This is a genomic window from Streptomyces sp. RK9, assembly GCF_045070545.1.
Classification (GTDB): domain Bacteria; phylum Actinomycetota; class Actinomycetes; order Streptomycetales; family Streptomycetaceae; genus Streptomyces; species Streptomyces alboflavus.
In genome coordinates this window covers 1,000,697-1,018,712 of record NZ_CP173704.1, presented here as the reverse complement: position 1 = coordinate 1,018,712, position 18,016 = coordinate 1,000,697, and the positions used below count along the sequence as shown (strand labels likewise).

General features: G+C 68.6%; 15 protein-coding genes. 7 read left to right on the top strand and 8 right to left on the bottom strand.

All coding sequences use genetic code 11. From position 1 onward, the window contains the following. Positions 1–13 precede the first annotated feature (13 nt). Positions 14–2,482, bottom strand: coding sequence for a DUF6049 family protein (locus tag AB6L24_RS24675; RefSeq protein WP_405658527.1), 2,469 nt, complete (start codon positions 2,480–2,482; stop codon positions 14–16). 227 nt (positions 2,483–2,709) lie between these two features. Between AB6L24_RS24675 and AB6L24_RS24670 the strand changes: the two genes are divergently transcribed. Continuing rightward, positions 2,710–4,179: a CCA tRNA nucleotidyltransferase gene (locus AB6L24_RS24670; protein ID WP_051810652.1), complete on the top strand. Its 1,470-nt coding sequence runs from the start codon at positions 2,710–2,712 to the stop codon at positions 4,177–4,179. Between the two features lie 112 nt (positions 4,180–4,291). Here AB6L24_RS24670 and AB6L24_RS24665 read toward each other — a convergent pair whose 3' ends face one another. From AB6L24_RS24665 to AB6L24_RS24650, 4 genes are all read right to left on the bottom strand, one after another. After that, positions 4,292–4,816, bottom strand: a complete 525-nt coding sequence (locus tag AB6L24_RS24665; RefSeq protein ID WP_405658525.1) for a hypothetical protein — start codon at positions 4,814–4,816, stop codon at positions 4,292–4,294. A 131-nt stretch (positions 4,817–4,947) separates the two neighbouring features. Next, the gene (locus tag AB6L24_RS24660; RefSeq protein WP_405658523.1) at positions 4,948–6,204 is read right to left on the bottom strand and encodes an MFS transporter; all 1,257 of its coding nucleotides are present in this window, start codon (positions 6,202–6,204) and stop codon (positions 4,948–4,950) included. Positions 6,205–6,319: 115 nt separating this feature from the next. Continuing rightward, on the bottom strand, positions 6,320–7,402 hold the full coding sequence (locus AB6L24_RS24655) for an inositol-3-phosphate synthase (protein WP_030357779.1): 1,083 nt from the start codon (positions 7,400–7,402) through the stop codon (positions 6,320–6,322). A gap of 59 nt (positions 7,403–7,461) precedes the next feature. Next, complete coding sequence (locus tag AB6L24_RS24650; protein WP_380843117.1) at positions 7,462–8,142, bottom strand: helix-turn-helix transcriptional regulator; 681 nt, start codon at positions 8,140–8,142, stop codon at positions 7,462–7,464. A 375-nt stretch (positions 8,143–8,517) separates the two neighbouring features. On the opposite strand from AB6L24_RS24650, the gene AB6L24_RS24645 reads away from it, so the two are divergent. After that, positions 8,518–11,247, top strand: a complete 2,730-nt coding sequence (locus tag AB6L24_RS24645; protein ID WP_405658520.1) for a transglycosylase domain-containing protein — start codon at positions 8,518–8,520, stop codon at positions 11,245–11,247. A gap of 220 nt (positions 11,248–11,467) precedes the next feature. Further along, positions 11,468–13,021, top strand: coding sequence for a glycosyltransferase family 87 protein (locus AB6L24_RS24640; protein WP_405658517.1), 1,554 nt, complete (start codon positions 11,468–11,470; stop codon positions 13,019–13,021). 130 nt (positions 13,022–13,151) lie between these two features. Here the strand turns inward: AB6L24_RS24640 and AB6L24_RS24635 are convergent, their stop codons facing one another. The 3 genes from AB6L24_RS24635 to AB6L24_RS24625 all read right to left on the bottom strand — a co-directional run bounded on the left by AB6L24_RS24635 (position 13,152) and on the right by AB6L24_RS24625 (position 15,881). After that, positions 13,152–14,183, bottom strand: a complete 1,032-nt coding sequence (locus tag AB6L24_RS24635; RefSeq protein WP_289948502.1) for an alanine racemase — start codon at positions 14,181–14,183, stop codon at positions 13,152–13,154. Between the two features lie 77 nt (positions 14,184–14,260). Beyond that, positions 14,261–15,382, bottom strand: coding sequence for a peptidoglycan bridge formation glycyltransferase FemA/FemB family protein (locus AB6L24_RS24630; protein ID WP_190118555.1), 1,122 nt, complete (start codon positions 15,380–15,382; stop codon positions 14,261–14,263). A gap of 187 nt (positions 15,383–15,569) precedes the next feature. After that, positions 15,570–15,881, bottom strand: coding sequence for a hypothetical protein (locus tag AB6L24_RS24625; protein WP_030357785.1), 312 nt, complete (start codon positions 15,879–15,881; stop codon positions 15,570–15,572). A gap of 265 nt (positions 15,882–16,146) precedes the next feature. Here AB6L24_RS24625 and rpsF point away from each other — a divergent pair, with 265 nt between their 5' ends. The 4 genes from rpsF to rplI all read left to right on the top strand — a co-directional run bounded on the left by rpsF (position 16,147) and on the right by rplI (position 17,913). Then, positions 16,147–16,437 (top strand): 30S ribosomal protein S6, encoded by a 291-nt coding sequence (rpsF, locus tag AB6L24_RS24620; RefSeq protein WP_016644628.1) that lies wholly within the window; start codon positions 16,147–16,149, stop codon positions 16,435–16,437. A gap of 101 nt (positions 16,438–16,538) precedes the next feature. After that, positions 16,539–17,138 carry a single-stranded DNA-binding protein gene (locus AB6L24_RS24615; protein ID WP_405658514.1) on the top strand — a complete coding sequence of 200 codons (600 nt, stop codon included), beginning with the start codon at positions 16,539–16,541 and terminating at the stop codon, positions 17,136–17,138. A 73-nt stretch (positions 17,139–17,211) separates the two neighbouring features. Beyond that, positions 17,212–17,448 (top strand): 30S ribosomal protein S18, encoded by a 237-nt coding sequence (gene rpsR / locus AB6L24_RS24610; protein ID WP_006381652.1) that lies wholly within the window; start codon positions 17,212–17,214, stop codon positions 17,446–17,448. An 18-nt stretch (positions 17,449–17,466) separates the two neighbouring features. After that, entirely contained in the window at positions 17,467–17,913 is a 447-nt protein-coding gene (gene rplI, locus AB6L24_RS24605; protein WP_189731142.1) for a 50S ribosomal protein L9, read from the top strand. Positions 17,914–18,016: the final 103 nt, after the last annotated feature.

Genomic DNA, 18,016 nt, shown 5'->3' with positions numbered 1-18,016 from the left:
GCCACGACATCGCTCAACGGTCCACTCTCTCACCCGTGTGCGAAGGCTCGGTGCTTTCGGCAGCGGTGTCCGGTGTCGGGTCACTCGGCTGCTCGGGATCGGCCGATCCGGGGTCGGTGCCGGGAGAGGTGTCGGGGGTGGCGTCGGAATCGCCGTCGGGGCCGCCGTCCGGGCCCGCCTCGGCCTGCCGCCGCGCCGCGCGCTTGCGCTGGGTGTACATGCGGAACCCGGCGAGGACGAGGAGCAGGACGCCGCCGCCGATGACCAGCATCACCGTCGCGGTGAACTCGGTGACGTTGACGTCGAAGCGGACGGGCTCGCCGTAGGGCTCGTTGTCCTCGGTGTAGAGCTGGGCGTAGACCGTGACCGGGCCGTTGGCGTTGGCCGTGGTGGTGAACTTCACGGACTGGGTGTGGCCGCCGCCCGTGATCCGGACGGGCTGCTCCTCGTAGAGCCCGTCGCCGACCTTCAGACGGGTGGGGTTGGTCGACGTCAGGCGCAGGACGAGGTGGTCGACGCCTTGCACGAGGTTGTTCTGCACCGTGACCGGGATGGTCGCGCTGCGGCCCGACAGCTTCACGTCGGACTTGTTGATCAGCTTGACCTGCTGGATGAGGCTCGTCAGATAGCCCTGAACGCCCTTGCGGAAGTTCTGGGCGTCGGTCGGGCGGCCGCGCCACGACGTGGACATCTCGCGGTCCATCGCCCGCCCGAAGGGGGTGATCACGCGGTCCGGCTCGGAGAGGATCTGCTTGAAGCGGTCGAGCTTGCCCTGGGTGTTCTGGACCTCCTCGAACGCCGAGCGGGGCAGCTCCTGCTTGCGCAGCGACGACGGGTAGGACCCGGTGGAGGGGACCTGGGTGGTGGCGTTCGGGTCCGGCTCGGCCTTCGCCGCCGCCGTCAGGGACTGCGGCTGCGACCAGCGCTTGTCGTCGAGGGCGGCCAGCGCCCGCGCCATGGTCTGGGCCTGGCTGGCCGAGGGCATGCGCTGGGGGGCGACCACGATGCTGCGCTGCTTGTCCGGATCCTGCAGCGTGATCATGAGGCTTTGGGCCAGGAATTCCTGGGTGGCGAGGGTGGAGTCCTCGGCTCCCGTCATGTCGCCGCGGAAGGCGGTCGAGAGGCGCGCGTCGGCGACCACGGCGGTCGTCCCGCCGCCGATGGGCCGCGCGGCGTTGGGGGTGTACGGCAGCCCGCCCGTCTCGCGCAGGCTGTCGCTGCGGGCGATCACCGAGTGGGCGCCCGCCGATGTGGCGACGTCCACGACCGACGGGTCGACCGCGCCCTCGGCGGGCCACGCGAAGTCCGAGCTGGGCTTGACGTTGAGGATGTCCTCCACGGCCTGGGCGCCGACCTCGGTGGCCTCCTTGAGGTGGCCGAGCGAGCCCTTGACGGCCCTGCCGTTGTGGGCGAGCGAGGCGAGGTCGGGGTCGGCGAAGGGCAGCGCGACGACCTTCTTGCCCTTCACGGCCTTGTGGAGCTGGTTGAGCCACTGCTTCGCGACTGCCTGGTGCTTGCCCGCGACGGTCGAGCCGTCCGGCCCCTCGACGTCGTAGCTCGTCGTCATCGCGTCGACGGAGACCAGCAGGTCAGGGTCGATCACCCAGGCGACGTCGAGCTGGCTGCCGAGCGTCAGGAGCTGCTGCAGCCGCCCGCCCGTCTGGAGCTCCTTGGCGAGGCTCTCGTCCTTGAAGAGCGGCGTCTGCTCCTCGTCGGAGCGCGTCCTCGACGTGAGGTGCGTGGTGGAGATGAGCGGCCACAGGTACGTCGTCTTGGTCTTCGTGTCGGCCGCCCCGTCCTGCCACGGCAGGAAGGTCCGCTCGATGCCGAGCACCTGCGGGTAGGGCTGCGCGGCGGTCTGGCCGGTCAGCGTCACGCCGAGCTGGTACACGCCGTCCATGCTGAGGTGCAGGGCGCTCACGGGCACGGAGATGCTGAAGTCGTACGGGACACCCGGGGCTAGCCGGGAGAACTTCTCCACGTACTTTCCGCCGACCTCGGAGCCGTCGAGCCCGGGCTGGTAGCTGGTCCGCTTCGCGGCGCTGTCGATGTCCGTGCGGCCGCCCAGGGCGCTGCCCACGCGGAGGCCCACATGGGCGTCGGTGATCGCCTGACGTCCCTCGTTGGTGACCTTGCCCGAGACGACGACGGTGTCGCCGTCGCGCGGCGCGCTGGGCGTGAGGGTGTCCAGGGACACATCGACGGTGCGGGAGCCGGTGGGAGCGGCCTTCGCGCCCGTGGGGGCCGTGCGCGCGTTCACGGCGCCGGTGTGGGCGCCTGCGGCATGCGACGTGCCCACCGACCCGGTCGCGGTCGCCGTGCCCGTCGTCGCTCCGGTACCGGCGGCATGCGCGGAGGGGCTCACGGGCACCTGGAGCAGCCCGGCCAGCAGTGGTGCCCCGGCCAGCAGTGTCGCTGTCCGCCGGAACCACCGGCGGGCAGGTGAGGGGCTGGTCCCCGGGAAATCTGCCGCCTCGGCCACGCGTTGCCCGTCCCTCGTCGTCGTCAGCTGTGTCGGTGGTTGTCGTTCGCTGCGTCCACGCATGGTAACGAGGTGCGCCGGGGCTAAGTGCCGCGGACTGCTCCACAAGATCGGAAGACCTGGCGGCGGCGCCCACAAGCCCGGTGGTGAGCGCCGTGTGCGGCACTGACGCGGCCCGTGGAAATCCGGGCGGCCCCCGGCGCCCGGGGCACGTACCCTTTTCTGTTGTGCCGAACGCCAACGAAGACAATCCCCGTGCCCTGAGCCAGGCGCAGGACCGCGCCGTGAGCGAGCTGCTGCGCGTCTCCCCCGTCGCGGACGACCTCGCCCGCCGTTTCCAGGAGGCCGGGTTCTCGCTCGCCCTGGTGGGCGGCTCGGTCCGGGACGCGCTCCTGGGCCGGCTCGGCAACGACCTGGACTTCACGACGGACGCCCGCCCCGAGGACGTACTGAAGATCGTCCGTCCGTGGGCCGACGCGGTCTGGGAGGTCGGGATCGCCTTCGGGACGGTCGGCTGCCAGAAGGACGCCCGCGTGGACGGCGCCGAGCAGCGCTTCCAGGTCGAAGTGACGACATATCGATCGGAGGCGTACGACCGGACCTCGCGCAAGCCCGAGGTGTCGTACGGCGACTCCATCGAGCAGGACCTCGTCCGCCGTGACTTCACCGTGAACGCGATGGCCGTGGCGCTCCCGGAGAAGACCTTCGTCGACCCGCACGGCGGCCTCGGTGACCTGGCCGAGCGCGTCCTGCGCACCCCCGGCACCCCTGAGGAGTCCTTCTCGGACGACCCGCTGCGGATGATGCGGGCCGCGCGCTTCGCCGCGCAGCTCGACTTCGAGGTGGCCCCCGAGGTCGTCGCGGCGATGAAGGCGATGGCCGGGCGCATCGAGATCGTCTCCGCCGAGCGGGTCCGGGACGAGCTGAACAAGCTGGTCCTGTCCGCGCACCCGGCCAAGGGCCTCGCCCTCCTCGTGGACACCGGCCTCGCCGACCACGTTCTGCCTGAGCTGCCCGCTCTGCGCCTGGAGCGCGACGAGCACCACCGGCACAAGGACGTCTACGACCACACGCTGATCGTCCTCGAGCAGGCGATGGCTCTGGAGACCGAGGGCCCGGACCTGACGCTCCGGCTCGCCGCGCTGCTGCACGACATCGGCAAGCCGAGGACGCGTCGCTTCGAGTCGGACGGACGGGTCTCGTTCCACCACCACGAGGTGGTCGGGGCGAAGATGACCAAGAAGCGCATGACCGCCCTGAAGTACTCGAATGAGCTCATCAAGGACGTCTCGCGGCTCGTGGAGCTGCACCTGCGCTTCCACGGCTACGGCGAGGGCGAGTGGACGGACTCCGCGGTCCGGCGCTACGTCCGCGACGCGGGCCCGCTTCTGACCCGCCTGCACAAGCTGACCCGCTCCGACTGCACCACCCGCAACAAGCGCAAGGCCAACAACCTGTCCCGCGCCTACGACGGCCTGGAGGAGCGCATCGCCCGCCTCCAGGAGCAGGAGGAGCTGGACTCGATCCGCCCCGATCTCGACGGCAACGAGATCATGGAGATCCTGGCCGTCCGCCCCGGCCCTGCCGTCGGCCAGGCGTACAAGTTCCTGCTGGAGCTGCGCCTGGAGAACGGGCCGATGGAGCGGGACGCGGCAGTGGCGGCGCTCAAGGAGTGGTGGGCTGCGCAGGAGCAGTAGAGGTGAGCATGCGAAGGGGCGCTGTGTTTCACGTGAAACACAGCGCCCCTCATGCATGAAGCGGGGCGATGTTTCACGTGAAACATCGCCCCGCTTCATGCATGCAGGCTGCTTACTTCTTCAGCTTCTCCAAGCATAGCGTGAAGTCGTCGCCGCGACCCGTCTCCCGATACTGGGCGTACTTCCTGATGTCGCAGGTTCCGCTGTCCTTCTTCTCTGCGACCTTGTACGCGGCCTTGCTGTCGCCGCAGTCCACGATCTTCAAGTCCGGGTCGGTGGAGCTCGTCGGGTTGCCGACGCTCATGCAGTCGCCGACCTCGGCTGCGGCTGCCTCGTCCTTGCCGGCCAGGACCGCGCCACCCGCGATCAGGGCGACGATGGCGACACCCACGATCGAGAATATGAGCTTCTTCTTGCTCTTGCGCGGCGCCACCGGGTCCGGGCCGCCCTGGTAGAACGGCACGCCCGGCTGCTGCGGAGCGCCCGGCTGCGGCGGGTACGGCTGGCCAGGGGCCTGGTTGTACGGGTCGCCCCCACCCTGGGGCTGGCCGTACGGCGCACCGCCCTGAGGCTGCTGGCCGTAGGGCTGCTGGCCCTGGGCGAACGGATTCTGGCCCTGGGGCGGCGGAGTGGACACGGGGATCCCCCTAGAAGAGAGCGCAAGGCGTGTGGCTGGGATGCGCGATGGCGCGAAACGACCCCCGTAAGTTACCGAGATCCCGAGCGTGGATTGAAGCTCAGCGGACCTCTGTGGCACTGATGTGACACTTACTGGTCGTCAAACCTGGCCATAGCCACAGCAATCGCCGCGTAAATAACGGCCACCGTGACAACCAAGGAAGCCGATCTTCCGTCCGGGGGCAGCATCAGGGCGGCGACGGCTGCCGCGCCGACGAAGGAGACGTTGAAGAGGACGTCGTAGAGGGAGAAGACCCGGCCCCGGAAGCCGTCGTCCACGGCGGCCTGGACGACCGTGTCCGTGGCGATCTTCGCGCCCTGGGTGGTCAGCCCCAGGACGAAGGCGGCGATGAACATCGGCACCGGCGCGAAGGCCAGGCCGAGCGCGGGCTCCAGGACGGCCGCCGCGGCGGCGCAGAGCACGAGCCAGCCGCGCGGCCCGACGCGCCCCGCTGCCCACGGCGTCACCACGGCCGCCGCGAAGAACCCCGTACCGGAGATCCCCACGGCGACCCCGAGCAGCGCGAGCCCGTCGTCCTCCGTCGACCCCCACGCGTACCGGCACAGCATCAGCACCATGACCGTGAGCGCGCCGAAGCAGAACCGCATCAGCGTCATCGACACCAGAGCGTGCGCGGCCGGGCGGCGCTCGGCGAGATGGCGTACGCCGGCAAGGAGACCGCGTGCGGTCCCGGCGAGCGCCGTGCGCAGGTGAGGCTGCACCAACTCCGGATCGGGACCGAGGAGTTCACGGGACATGCGCAGGGAGGCGAGCGCGGCGCACAGATAGAGCGCGGCGCCGAGGAGGACCACGGCCGCGTCCGAGTCCGCAGCCACGATGCGTACCGCGAAGGCGAGACCGCCGCCCGCGGTGGCGGCCAGGGTGCCCGCGGTCGGGGAGATGGAGTTGGCCAGGACCAGGCGCTCGGAGTCGACGACGCGCGGCAGCGCCGCCGAGAGCCCGGCGAGGACGAAGCGGTTGACGGCCGTGACGCAGAGCGCGGAGGCGTAGAAGAGCCAGTCCGGGGTGTCGCTGAGGATCAGCACGGCGGTCACGCAGGCGAGGGCGGCCCGCAGCACATTGCCGTACAGCAGTACCTGGCGCCGTCGCCAGCGGTCGAGCAGGACGCCCGCGAACGGGCCGACGAGGGAGTACGGAAGGAGCAGCACCGCCATCGCGGAGGCGATCGCCGCGGCGGACGTCTCCTTCTCCGGCGAGAAGACCACGTACGCGGCGAGCGCGACCTGGAAGACACCGTCCGCGCCCTGGGAGACGAGCCGCACGGTCAGCAGACGCCGGAAATCCCGCAGCCGCAGAAGAACGCGCAGGTCACCGACGACAGCCATGGGGCACAGCCTCACATACGAGCGGGGTCCCCGGGCGCATACGACCCGGGGACCCCGACTGGCTACCGAAGCGGCCGACTCAAGCGTCGGCCCAGCGGTTGAGCTGGCGCTCGGCTCAGCGCTCGACCTCGCCCTTGATGAACTTCTCGACGTTCTCGAAGGCCTCGTCGTCGAAGTACTGCACCGGCGGGGACTTCATGAAGTACGAGGACGCCGACAGGATCGGGCCGCCGATGCCGCGGTCCTTGGCGATCTTCGCGGCGCGCAGGGCGTCGATGATGACACCCGCGGAGTTCGGGGAGTCCCAGACCTCGAGCTTGTACTCCAGGTTCAGCGGGACGTCGCCGAAGGCGCGGCCCTCGAGGCGGACGTACGCCCACTTGCGGTCGTCGAGCCACGCGACGTAGTCCGACGGGCCGATGTGGACGTTCTTCTCGCCCAGCTCGCGGTCGGGGATCTGCGAGGTGACGGCCTGCGTCTTCGAGATCTTCTTGGACTCGAGGCGGTCGCGCTCCAGCATGTTCTTGAAGTCCATGTTGCCGCCGACGTTGAGCTGCATGGTGCGCTCAAGACGGACACCGCGGTCCTCGAACAGCTTCGCCATCACGCGGTGCGTGATGGTCGCGCCGACCTGCGACTTGATGTCGTCGCCGACGATCGGGACGCCCGCCTCGGTGAACTTGTCCGCCCACTCCTTGGTGCCGGCGATGAAGACCGGGAGGGCGTTGACGAAGGCGACCTTGGCGTCGATGGCGCACTGGGCGTAGAACTTCGCCGCGTCCTCGGAGCCGACCGGCAGGTAGCAGACCAGGACGTCGACCTTGCGGTCCTTGAGGATCTGGACGACGTCGACCGGGGCCTCGGCGGACTCCTCGATGGTCTGGCGGTAGTACTTGCCCAGGCCGTCGTAGGTGTGGCCGCGCTGGACCTGCACGCCGGAGTTCGGCACGTCGCAGATCTTGATGGTGTTGTTCTCGCTGGCACCGATCGCGTCCGCGAGGTCGAGGCCGACCTTCTTCGCGTCGACGTCGAAGGCGGCGACGAACTCGACGTCACCGACGTGGTAGTCGCCGAACTGGACGTGCATCAGGCCCGGGACCTTGGCGTCCGGGTCTGCGTCCTTGTAGTACTCGACGCCCTGGACCAGCGAGGCGGCGCAGTTGCCCACGCCGACGATGGCTACGCGAACCGAACCCATTCCGGTTGCTCCCTGTGTGATCTCGGTATTCCGGATGAGCCTCCGCCGACTGCGGAGGCTCACTTGGTGGTGTCGTCGGACGCATCCGGCGGCGGGGTGCTGCCCCGCCGCCGGGGCAGGACGCCCGACTCCCCAGATGTGCTGTTCTGCTGAGCGGAGCCGTCGGAGGCGGACCGTTGCTGGTCGCGTCCCGCGCGCTCGCTCTCGATGAGCTCGTTCAGCCAGCGCACTTCGCGCTCCACGGACTCCATCCCGTGCCGCTGCAGCTCAAGCGTGTAGTCGTCGAGGCGCTCCCGGGTGCGGGCCAAGGAGGCGCGCATCTTCTCCAGGCGCTCCTCCAGGCGGCTGCGGCGGCCCTCTAGCACCCGCATCCGCACGTCCCGCGAGGTCTGGCCGAAGAAGGCGAAGCGGGCAGCGAAGTGCTCGTCCTCGTACGCATCGGGGCCGGTCTGCGAGAGCAGTTCCTCGAAGTGTTCCTTACCTTCAGCCGTCAACCGATAGACGATCTTGGCGCGGCGCCCCGCGAGGGGAGCCAGGGCCTCTCCGGCAGCACCCGATTCCTCGATCAACCAGCCGTTCGCGACCAGAGTCTTGAGGCATGGGTAGAGCGACCCGTAGCTGAAGGCGCGGAACACACCCAGTGAGGTGTTGAGCCGCTTGCGCAGCTCGTAGCCGTGCATCGGGGACTCGCGGAGCAGGCCGAGCACGGCGAACTCGAGGATGCCGGAGCGTCTGCTCATCGTCGCCTCCCGTCTGTCCCGGTCTGCCGCACACGGCCCTTTATGCCGACCTGATGTATCGGCTCGATACATCACGACGATAGAACGAGGTGCCGCCTGCGACAAGAGGGGGCACGGTGAACGGCATCACATCACCGATTCGTAGGAAGTAACTTGCCTGTTTTGGGGTGAACTTCGGTCCTAAGAGGGTTTTGACGGTGCGTAGTCTGTGCGCCATGCATACCGCCGGGAACCAAGTGACGCGAGGTGGCGTCGCTGTCCCCGGTGCAGTGCGGATGAGTGCCGGAACGGACGCATCCGTACATCGGGGGGACCGGAAACCAGCCGCCGTTTCCAGGCGCGGAGACCCGCGCCTGCCCGAGGAGTAGTCGTTCGATGAGCGAGCACCGTCGCAAACCGCCGCAGCCGCAGGGCGGCGGACGCGCCGCGGCCAGGCGTGGCGCATCCGGCGCGTCCGGAGCGCCGTCGGGCCGTCGTGCAGCACCGCGTGACGCCACTGGATCGCCGTCATCGCCGTCAGCCCCGTCGTCGTACGGGCCGGGGGCCCCCGGGGGCGAGGAGCGGCCCTACGGCGGTCGCGCCGAGGCCCGGCGCGCGGCCCGCAACGGTTCTGTCGGGGGTGGTGGTGGCCGTCGCAGGGCCGCCGAGAACGCCGGCCGGGGGCGGGGCAGAGGGCGTGGCCACGAGCCCGCCAAGAAGCGCTTCATCGACTACCCGCGCGCGGGCAAGTTCGGGGCGCGGCGCTGGCTGCCGTCGTGGCGGCTCGTCACCGGCCTGTTCATCGGGTTCCTCGGCAGCATGCTGGCGGTCGTCGGCATCGCGTACGCCCTCGTCGAGGTGCCGGAGGTCGCCAAGGCGGCCAAGGCGCAGAACAACGTCTACTACTGGGCCGACGGCTCGCAGATGGTCGCGACCGGTGGCGAGACCAACCGCCAGATCATCAAGTACGCGGACATCCCGCGGGCGATGCGCAACGCCGTCATCTCGGCCGAGAACAAGACCTTCAACAAGGACAAGGGCGTCGACCCCATGGGCATCGCCCGGGCCGTCGTCAACATGGCCAAGGGCGGTCAGACGCAGGGTGGCTCGACCATCACGCAGCAGTACGTGAAGAACGCCCGCCTCGACGACCAGTCGCAGACCTTCACGCGCAAGTTCAAGGAACTGTTCATCTCCATAAAGGTCGGCCGGGAGGTGAGCAAGGAAGACATCATGGCGGGCTATCTGAACACCGCCTACTACGGCCGCAACGCCTACGGCATCCAGGCCGCCGCCCGCGCCTACTTCGGTGAGGACGCCGAGGACCTGAACCCGAGCCAGTGCGCGCTCCTCGCGACCGTGCTCAAGGGCGCGACGTACTACGACCCGGCCGGCTACCCCGAGATCGACCCCGCGGCCAGCCGTGACGCGAACACGGAGCGTGCCAAGAAGCGCTGGAAGTGGATCCTCGACGAAGAGGTCAAGGACGGCCGCCTCAGCGCCGAGGTCCGCAACAAGTACACGAAGTTCCCGAAGCTGGAGAGCCCGCGCTCGAACGTCAAGCTGAGCGGCCAGATCGGCTACCTGGTCTCGCTCGCCAAGGCGTACGTCATAAACAACAGCGACGGCAAGATCACCGCCGGGCAGCTCGAACAGGGTGGCTACGAGATCCACACGACCTTCGACAAGACGAAGGTCAAGCAGCTCGAGGACGCGGTGGAGAAGGTCCGCAAGGCCAAGATCAAGCCGAAGCTGCGCCCGGACAAGGACACCCACGTCCAGTTCGGTGGCGCGTCGGTCAACCCCAAGAGCGGGGCGATCGAGGCCATCTACGGTGGTGAGGACGCGACGAAGCACTTCACCAACAACGCGGACACGACCGGTGCTCAGGTCGGCTCGACGTACAAGCCCTTCGTGCTGGCGGCGGCCTTCAAGAACGGCGTCCGATCCAAGAGCGGTGGAGAGGTCCAGGGCGATGGCACGCGCACCATCGTCGACCCGAAGAGCAAGTTCAGCGGCAAGAACAAGCTCAAGATCAAGAACTACGACGGCTCCGTCTGGCAGGACAAGGACGGAAAGGAGTGGCTGCAGACCAACGACGGTCAGCAGTCGTACAACCCGCCGTCCTACATGATCGACCTCCGCGAGGCCATGCGGGAGTCGGTCAACTCCGCCTATGTCCAGCTCGGCATGGATGTCGGGCTCGACAAGGTGAAGGCCGCGGCCATGGACGCCGGCCTCAAGGACGACAAGTCCATGGCGGGCGCCACCTACCCGTCCTTCTCCCTCGGTACCTCGTCACCGAGCGCGATCCGCATGGCCGGGGCGTACGCCACGTTCGCCGACCAGGGCAAGCAGCGGGATCCGTTCTCGGTGAAGGAGGTCAAGAAGGAAGGCGAGACGGTCTACCAGCACGACACCCAGGTCAAGAGCCCCTTCAGTCCTGAGGTCGCGAACAACGTCACCGACGTCCTGAAGACCGTCGTCGAGAAGGGCACCGGCACCTCGGCCCAGCTGCCCGGCCGCCAGGTGGCGGGCAAGACCGGTACGACCGACGGCAACAAGTCCGCCTGGTTCGTCGGCTACACCCCGCAGCTGTCGACGGCGATCAGCATGTACCGGCTCGACGACGACGAGAACAACAGCAAGCGCGAGTTCCTGGAGATGTTCGGGACGGGCGGCGAGAAGAAGATCCACGGCGCCTCCTTCCCCGCGCAGATCTGGCAGGACTACATGGAAGAGGCCCTCAAGGGGAAGCGCGCCATCCCGTTCCCCGAGCCGGGTCCGATCGGTGAGATCGTCGGAGACATCCCGCCGCCCTCCCCGACGCCGACCGAGGAGCCGGAGCCGAGCGACTCCCCGTCGCCGACCCCGACCGAGACCGAGTCCTCCGACCCTCCCGAGCCGACCAAGTCCCCCGACCCGACCGAGTCCTGCAAGCCCTGGGACCCCAGGTGTGAGGACGACGGTGGGGTGACGGACGGAGGCTCTGACAACGGCGGTGCCGATGGTGGTTCCGGCGGTGAGTCACCACCGCCGACCGGCCAGCCGAACGGCGGCAATGGCAACGGCGGGAACAACGGCAACGACAACGAAGGAGGGCTCTTCGTCGGCCCGACCGGCTGAGCCGAGCCTCGCGTACGTTTCACGTGAAACGGCGTGATCCACGGAAACGGCATGTTTCACGTGAAACAAGGCCGCCGCATCCGACGAGGGTGCGGCGGCCTTGTCGTGCTGTAGAGCTGTCGTGCTCTCCGGCAGCGAGCCTGGCGGCCTTCGGCCGTCTGTCGGCGGTACGGCGGGTTCTCGGGCACGTACGCCGGAGTTCTCAGAGCTGTACGGCAGGATGTGCGCCATGCCCAGCGCAGAGAAGATGCCCCCCACACGCGCGCATCAGTCCGTACCCGAGCAGGCCCCGCAGCCTGTGCTCCCCACGAAACAGGACGAGGTCGCCGCGGCCGGCAGCGAGCTGATCGGCGGACCGATCGGTCGTAGAGCCCTTCTGGCGATGGCCTGGCTGACCCCGGTACGCGTCATCGCACTGGTCGCGATCGGCATGTTCGCACTCGGCATGGTGCAGAAGATGCCCTGCTACAACGGCGCCTGGTTCGTCGGCGCGAGCTCGCAGTACACGCATGCCTGCTACTCCGACATCCCCCACCTCTACCAGGGGCGCGGCTTTGCCGACGGACTGGTGCCGTACTTCGACAAGCTGCCTGCCGACGTCGGCATGGAGTACCTCGAGTACCCGGTGCTGACCGGTCTCTTCATGCAGGTGGCCGCCTGGCTGACGCCGGGCAGCGGATCCATCCAGCACCAGGAGAAGGTCTACTGGATGGTCAATGCCGGGATGCTGATGATCTGCACGGTCATCATCGCGGTCTGTGTGACCCGCATCCACCGGCGTCGGCCCTGGGACGCCCTGCTCGTCGCCCTGGCCCCTGCTTTCGCCCTGACGGCCACCATCAACTGGGACCTGTTCGCGGTCGCTCTGACGGCCCTGGCGATGCTGATGTGGTCGCGTGGGAGGGCCGTGCCCGCGGGGATCCTCATCGGCCTCGCGGCGGCCGCCAAGCTCTATCCGGCGCTGTTGCTCGGGCCGCTGCTCGTGCTGTGCTGGCGGGCCGGGCGCTGGCGGGCCTTCTGGCTGACCGCGGGGAGCGCGGTGGGCGCCTGGCTCGCGGTGAACCTGCCGGTGATGATCAGCCACGACTCAGCGGGTTTCCACATCCGCGAGGGCTGGGCGAAGTTCTACACCTTCAGCCAGGAGCGCGGGGTCGACTTCGGGTCGTTCTGGCTGATCCTCTCCCAGCGCATGGACGACCCGCTGACCACGGACACGGTGAACAAGCTCGCGGCCGCCCTGATGATCCTCTGCTGTCTGGGAGTGGCCGCCCTCGCCCTGACCGCGCCGCGCCGCCCACGGCTGGCGCAGCTGGTCTTCCTGGTGGTCGCCGCCTTCATCCTCACCAACAAGGTCTACTCGCCGCAGTACGTCCTGTGGCTGATTCCGCTCGCCGCGCTGGCCCGCCCCCGCTGGCGCGACTTCCTCATCTGGCAGGCGTGCGAGGTCGCGTACTTCCTGGGGATCTGGGGATATCTCGCGTTCACGACGAGCGGTGACGCCCACAAGGGCCTGCCGACCGAGGGCTACCAACTGGCCATCGCGGTCCACCTGTTGGGGACGCTGTATCTGTGCGCCGTCGTGGTGCGCGACATCCTCATGCCGGAGCGGGACGTGGTGCGACGGACCGGGGAGGACGACCCCTCCGGAGGGGTCCTCGACGGCGCTCCGGACGTCTTCGTGCTCGGTCCGGCGGCGCATCCGCCGCAGCAGGCCGCGCCGGACGGAGCGGGCTCGTGCGTGCGGTGGGGGACGGGGAGTGACCGTTCGCCCTGAGCGAACAAGGCAGGACGAGCGGGTGCGGGGCAGGTGCAAGCCTGCCTCGCCGAGCAAGCCGAAGGGCCGGTACGCGGGAGGCGTACCGGCCCTTCGGCATGTTCTTGGAGCGACCCTTCGAGCCGACGACTCAGCGGTCCACGATCCGGTCGAACTGCGTGGTCGTGTGCCGCAGGTGGGCCACCAGCTCCTCGCCCACCTTCGGCTCCGGCGCGTCCGACGGCACGAAGAGCAGCGACACCTGCATGTGCGGCGGCTCGGCGAACCAGCGCTGCTTGTCGCCCCAGACGAACGGCGACAGGTTGCGGTTGACGGTCGCGAGGCCCGCGCGGGCCACGCCCTTCGCCCGCGGCATCATGCCGTGCAGTGCCTTCGGGGCCTCCAGGCCGACGCCGTGCGACGTACCGCCCGCGACGACGACCAGCCAGCCGTCGGAGGCGACCTTCTGCTGGCGGTAGCCGAAACGGTCACCCTTCACGACGCGCGTGACGTCCAGGATGGCGCCCCGGTACTCGGTCGCGTGGTGGTCGCCGAGCCACAGCTGCGTGCCGATGCGCGCGCGGAAGCGGGTCTGCGGGAACTGCTGCTGGAGGCGGGCCAGTTCACCGGCCTTCAGGTGGCTGACGAACATCGTGTGCAGCGGCAGGCGGGCGGCGCGCAGCCGGTCCATCCAGGCGATGACCTCCTCGACGGCGTCCGAGCCGTCGGTGCGGTCGAGCGGCAGGTGGATGGCGAAGCCCTCGAGGCGCACGTCCTCGATCGCCGCGTGCAGCAGCGGAAGGTCCTGCTCGCTGACGCCGTGCCGCTTCATGGAGGACATGACCTCGATGACGACGCGGGCGCCCACGAGGCCGTGCACGCCGTCGATCGACGACACGGAGCGGATGACGCGGTCGGGCAGCGGCACAGGCTCTTCGCCCCGGCGGAACGGCGTCAGGACCAGCAGGTCACCGCCGAACCAGTCCTTGATCCGGGCGGCCTCGTAGGTCGTGCCGACGGCGAGCACGTCCGAGCCGAATCGCGTGGCCTCCTCCGCGAGCCGCTCGTGACCGAAGCCGTAGCCGTTGCCCTTGCAGACCGGGACGATGCCCGGGAACTGCTCCAGCATGTGCTTCTGGTGTGCCCGCCAGCGCGCGGTGTCGACATAGAGCGTGAGCGCCATGGCTGGTCCCGGAACCTTTCTGGTGTCTGCGGTGTAACAGAGGTATGGAAGGAAATGCGGAAGGAAGCGGTGCGGGATCAGCGACGCGACATGTAGATGTCGAGAGCCTTGTGCAGCAGCTTGTTCAGCGGGAAGTCCCACTCACCGACGTACTCCACGGCCTCGCCGCCGGTGCCGACCTTGAACTGGATCAGGCCGAAGAGGTGGTCCGTCTCGTCCAGCGAGTCGGAGATGCCCCGCAGGTCGTAGACGGAGGCACCGAGCGCGTAGGCGTCGCGCAGCATCCGCCACTGCATCGCGTTCGAGGGCCTGACCTCACGCCCGATGTTGTCGGACGCGCCGTAGGAGTACCAGACGTGACCACCCACGACGAGCATCGTCGCCGCCGACAGGTTCACGCCGTTGTGCCGCGCGAAGTACAGCCGCATGCGGTTGGGATCCTCGGTGTTGAGGGTCTGCCACATCTGCTGGAAGTAACCCAGCGGTCGCGGGCGGAACTTGTCGCGGATCGCGGTGATCTCGTAGAGGCGCTGCCATTCGGCGAGGTCCTGGTAGCCGCCCTGGACGACCTCGACGCCGGCCTTCTCGGCCTTCTTGATGTTGCGGCGCCACAGCTGGTTGAAGTTCTTGAGGACGTCCTCGAGGGCGCGGTTGGCCAGTGGCACCTGGAACACATAGCGGGGCTGCACGTCACCGAAGCCGGCGCCGCCGTCCTCGCCCTGCTGCCAGCCCATGCGGCGGAGCTTGTCCGAGACCTCGAAGGCACGCGGCTCGATGGTCGTCGCCTCGACGTCGCGCAGCCGCTTCACGTCCGGGTTCTGGATGCCGGACTTGATGGCGGGGGCGTCCCAGCGGCGGATGACGACCGGCGGGCCCATCTTCACGGAGAAGGCGCCCTGCTTCTTCAGGTGCGCCAGCATCGGCTGGAGCCACTCGTCCAGGTTCGGGGCGTACCAGTTGATGACCGGACCCTCGGGCAGATACGCGAGATAGCGCTTGACCTTGGGCAACTGGCGGTAGAGGACAAGGCCCACGCCGACCAGCTGGCCGGTCCTGTCGTCGAACCAGCCCAGGTTCTCCGAGCGCCATTCGCTCTTCACGTCTGCCCATGCGGGGACCTGGCAATGACTTGCCGACGGCAGGCTCTGGATGTACGCCAGATGCTGCTCTCGGCTGATGGTCCTCAGGGTCAGGCTCATTCGCGGCGCTCCTCGGGCTGGTGTGTCCCCATGGGTACAGGGGCTCCGGCTCTCGCGCCGAAGCCTACTGCGCCCTGCGAGCGCCCCGTCTGGGCGTATGGAACCTTCGTCCCCGGTCGTGCTCCGACCAGGGGCGGTGCGGGTTCCTCAGCGGCAGGTCCGCCGTGTGTTCACCGGAGTTCGCCGGCTACCAGAGTCCCCCGAAGAGTCCGCCGTGCGCCATGCCCAGGAAGAAGCCGACCGCCGAGGCGCCGAGCCCGACGATCAGGAAGAACCGCTCGCGGGTCGTCACCGAGATGAACTGGCCGTAGGCCCCCGTGAAGATCCCGACCAGGCCGGTCCAGGAACTGAGCAGGTGCAGGTTGTGGAACATCGCGGTCACGAAGGCGATGGCCCCGAGCACCAGCGTCACGCCGAGCAGCGTGTCCTGGAGCGGATGGGGCTTGCCGTCGGTGGCGAAGAGAGAGCCTGCGGTGTCACGTCGCATTGCCTGTGCCATGGAGGCACCTCCTGCGGAAGGCGGCGCACTGTAGCGCCATACACACCCGATGTGTACAGATTCTGCCCGCCCACCGCCGGATTTCAACCGGAAGGCAAGGTGCAGGTAGTCTGTACCGTCTGCACCGGTGTCTGCCCAGGCCACAGCACGAGCCCCCGTCCGCGGGGGCCGATTGTCAGTGGCGGCCGATACCGTTGCGTACGCATCACGACCCTCCTGCCACGGAACGACCGTGGCCGCTGAGTCCAAAGGAGGTGGGTTCCACATGCGTCACTACGAGGTGATGGTCATCCTCGACCCCGATCTCGAGGAGCGCGCTGTCTCCCCGCTGATCGAGAACTTCCTCTCCGTCGTCCGTGAGGGCAACGGAAAGGTCGAGAAGGTCGACACCTGGGGCCGTCGTCGTCTCTCGTACGAGATCAAGAAGAAGCCCGAGGGCATCTACTCGGTCATCGACCTGCAGGCCGAGCCTGCGGTCGTCAAGGAGCTCGACCGCCAGATGAACCTGAACGAGTCGGTCCTCCGGACCAAGGTCCTCCGCCCCGAGATGCACTGAGCCCTCTGGCTCAGGCCCGTTGAGCCCTCGGGCTCGACGGCACTCGGGATCCGAGTAGCAGTAAAAGCAGCCAGCAGCAAACCCGCCGAGAGGTTCCCCCAATGGCAGGCGAGACCGTCATCACGGTTGTCGGCAATCTTGTCGACGACCCCGAGCTGCGCTTCACCCCGTCCGGTGCGGCGGTCGCGAAGTTCCGTGTCGCGTCCACCCCCCGCACCTTCGACCGGCAGACCAATGAGTGGAAGGACGGCGAGAGCCTGTTCCTGACCTGCTCGGTCTGGCGTCAGGCGGCGGAGAACGTCGCCGAGTCGCTCCAGCGAGGCATGCGCGTCATCGTGCAGGGCCGGCTGAAGCAGCGGTCCTACGAGGACCGTGAGGGCATCAAGCGCACGGTCTACGAGCTGGACGTCGAGGAAGTCGGCGCCAGCCTGAAGAACGCCACGGCCAAGGTCACCAAGACCACCGGTCGCGGCGGCCAGGGCGGGTACGGCGGCGGTGGCGGCGGCGGCCAGCAGGGCGGCGGCTGGGGCGGTGGCTCCGGCGGCGGTCAGCAGCAGGGTGGCGGCGGTGCTCCCGCCGACGACCCCTGGGCGGCCGGTGCGCCGGCCGGTGGCGGTCAGCAGCAGGGCGGCGGCGGTGGCGGCTGGGGTGGAAACTCCGGCGGCTCCGGTGGCGGCTACTCGGACGAGCCCCCCTTCTAAGCCTCGGGCCTCTGGGCCTCAGGGCGAGAAGGCGGGTCGTACCCACACTTCTTGATCACACAGGAGAAACACCATGGCGAAGCCGCCTGTGCGCAAGCCTAAGAAGAAGGTCTGCGCTTTCTGCAAGGACAAGGTCCAGTACGTGGACTACAAGGACACGAACATGCTGCGGAAGTTCATTTCCGACCGCGGCAAGATCCGTGCCCGCCGCGTGACCGGCAACTGCACGCAGCACCAGCGTGACGTCGCCACGGCCGTGAAGAACAGCCGTGAGATGGCGCTGCTGCCCTACACGTCCACCGCGCGATAAGGGAAGGGTGACCGAAACATGAAGATCATCCTCACCCACGAGGTCTCCGGCCTCGGTGCCGCCGGCGAGGTCGTAGACGTCAAGGACGGCTACGCCCGCAACTACCTGATCCCGCGGAAGTTCGCTATCCGCTGGACCAAGGGCGGCGAGAAGGACGTCGAGCAGATCCGTCGTGCTCGCAAGATCCACGAGATCGCGACCATCGAGCAGGCCAACGAGATCAAGGCCCAGCTCGAGGCCGTCAAGGTCCGCCTGGCCGTCCGCTCCGGCGACGCCGGTCGTCTCTTCGGCTCCGTCACCCCGGCTGACGTCGCTTCGGCGATCGAGGCTGCCGGTGGCCCGAAGATCGACAAGCGTCGTGTCGAGCTCGGCGCGCCGATCAAGACCCTGGGCGCCCACGCGACGTCCGTGCGTCTGCACCCCGAGGTGGCCGCGAAGGTCAACGTCGAGGTCGTCTCTGCCTGAGTCGCAGCAATGCGCTCGCAGGACTGAGTGAAGGGGCCGCACCTACGGGTGCGGCCCCTTTGCTGTGCGCTGCTGTGGGTGCCGTGTTTCACGTGAAACACGG

Bases quoted from the DNA above. Each gene is read 5' to 3' on its own strand.
- AB6L24_RS24645 (WP_405658520.1), top strand. From the start codon at position 8,518: ATGAGCGAGCACCGTCGCAAACCGCCGCAGCCGCAGGGCGGCGGACGC.
- rpsF (WP_016644628.1), top strand. From the start codon at position 16,147: ATGCGTCACTACGAGGTGATGGTCATCCTCGACCCCGATCTCGAGGAG.
- AB6L24_RS24625 (WP_030357785.1), bottom strand. From the start codon at position 15,881: ATGGCACAGGCAATGCGACGTGACACCGCAGGCTCTCTCTTCGCCACC.
- AB6L24_RS24630 (WP_190118555.1), bottom strand. From the start codon at position 15,382: ATGAGCCTGACCCTGAGGACCATCAGCCGAGAGCAGCATCTGGCGTAC.
- AB6L24_RS24655 (WP_030357779.1), bottom strand. From the start codon at position 7,402: ATGGGTTCGGTTCGCGTAGCCATCGTCGGCGTGGGCAACTGCGCCGCC.
- AB6L24_RS24615 (WP_405658514.1), top strand. From the start codon at position 16,539: ATGGCAGGCGAGACCGTCATCACGGTTGTCGGCAATCTTGTCGACGAC.
- AB6L24_RS24635 (WP_289948502.1), bottom strand. From the start codon at position 14,183: ATGGCGCTCACGCTCTATGTCGACACCGCGCGCTGGCGGGCACACCAG.
- AB6L24_RS24650 (WP_380843117.1), bottom strand. From the start codon at position 8,142: ATGAGCAGACGCTCCGGCATCCTCGAGTTCGCCGTGCTCGGCCTGCTC.
- rplI (WP_189731142.1), top strand. From the start codon at position 17,467: ATGAAGATCATCCTCACCCACGAGGTCTCCGGCCTCGGTGCCGCCGGC.
- rpsR (WP_006381652.1), top strand. From the start codon at position 17,212: ATGGCGAAGCCGCCTGTGCGCAAGCCTAAGAAGAAGGTCTGCGCTTTC.
- AB6L24_RS24640 (WP_405658517.1), top strand. From the start codon at position 11,468: ATGTGCGCCATGCCCAGCGCAGAGAAGATGCCCCCCACACGCGCGCAT.
- AB6L24_RS24660 (WP_405658523.1), bottom strand. From the start codon at position 6,204: ATGGCTGTCGTCGGTGACCTGCGCGTTCTTCTGCGGCTGCGGGATTTC.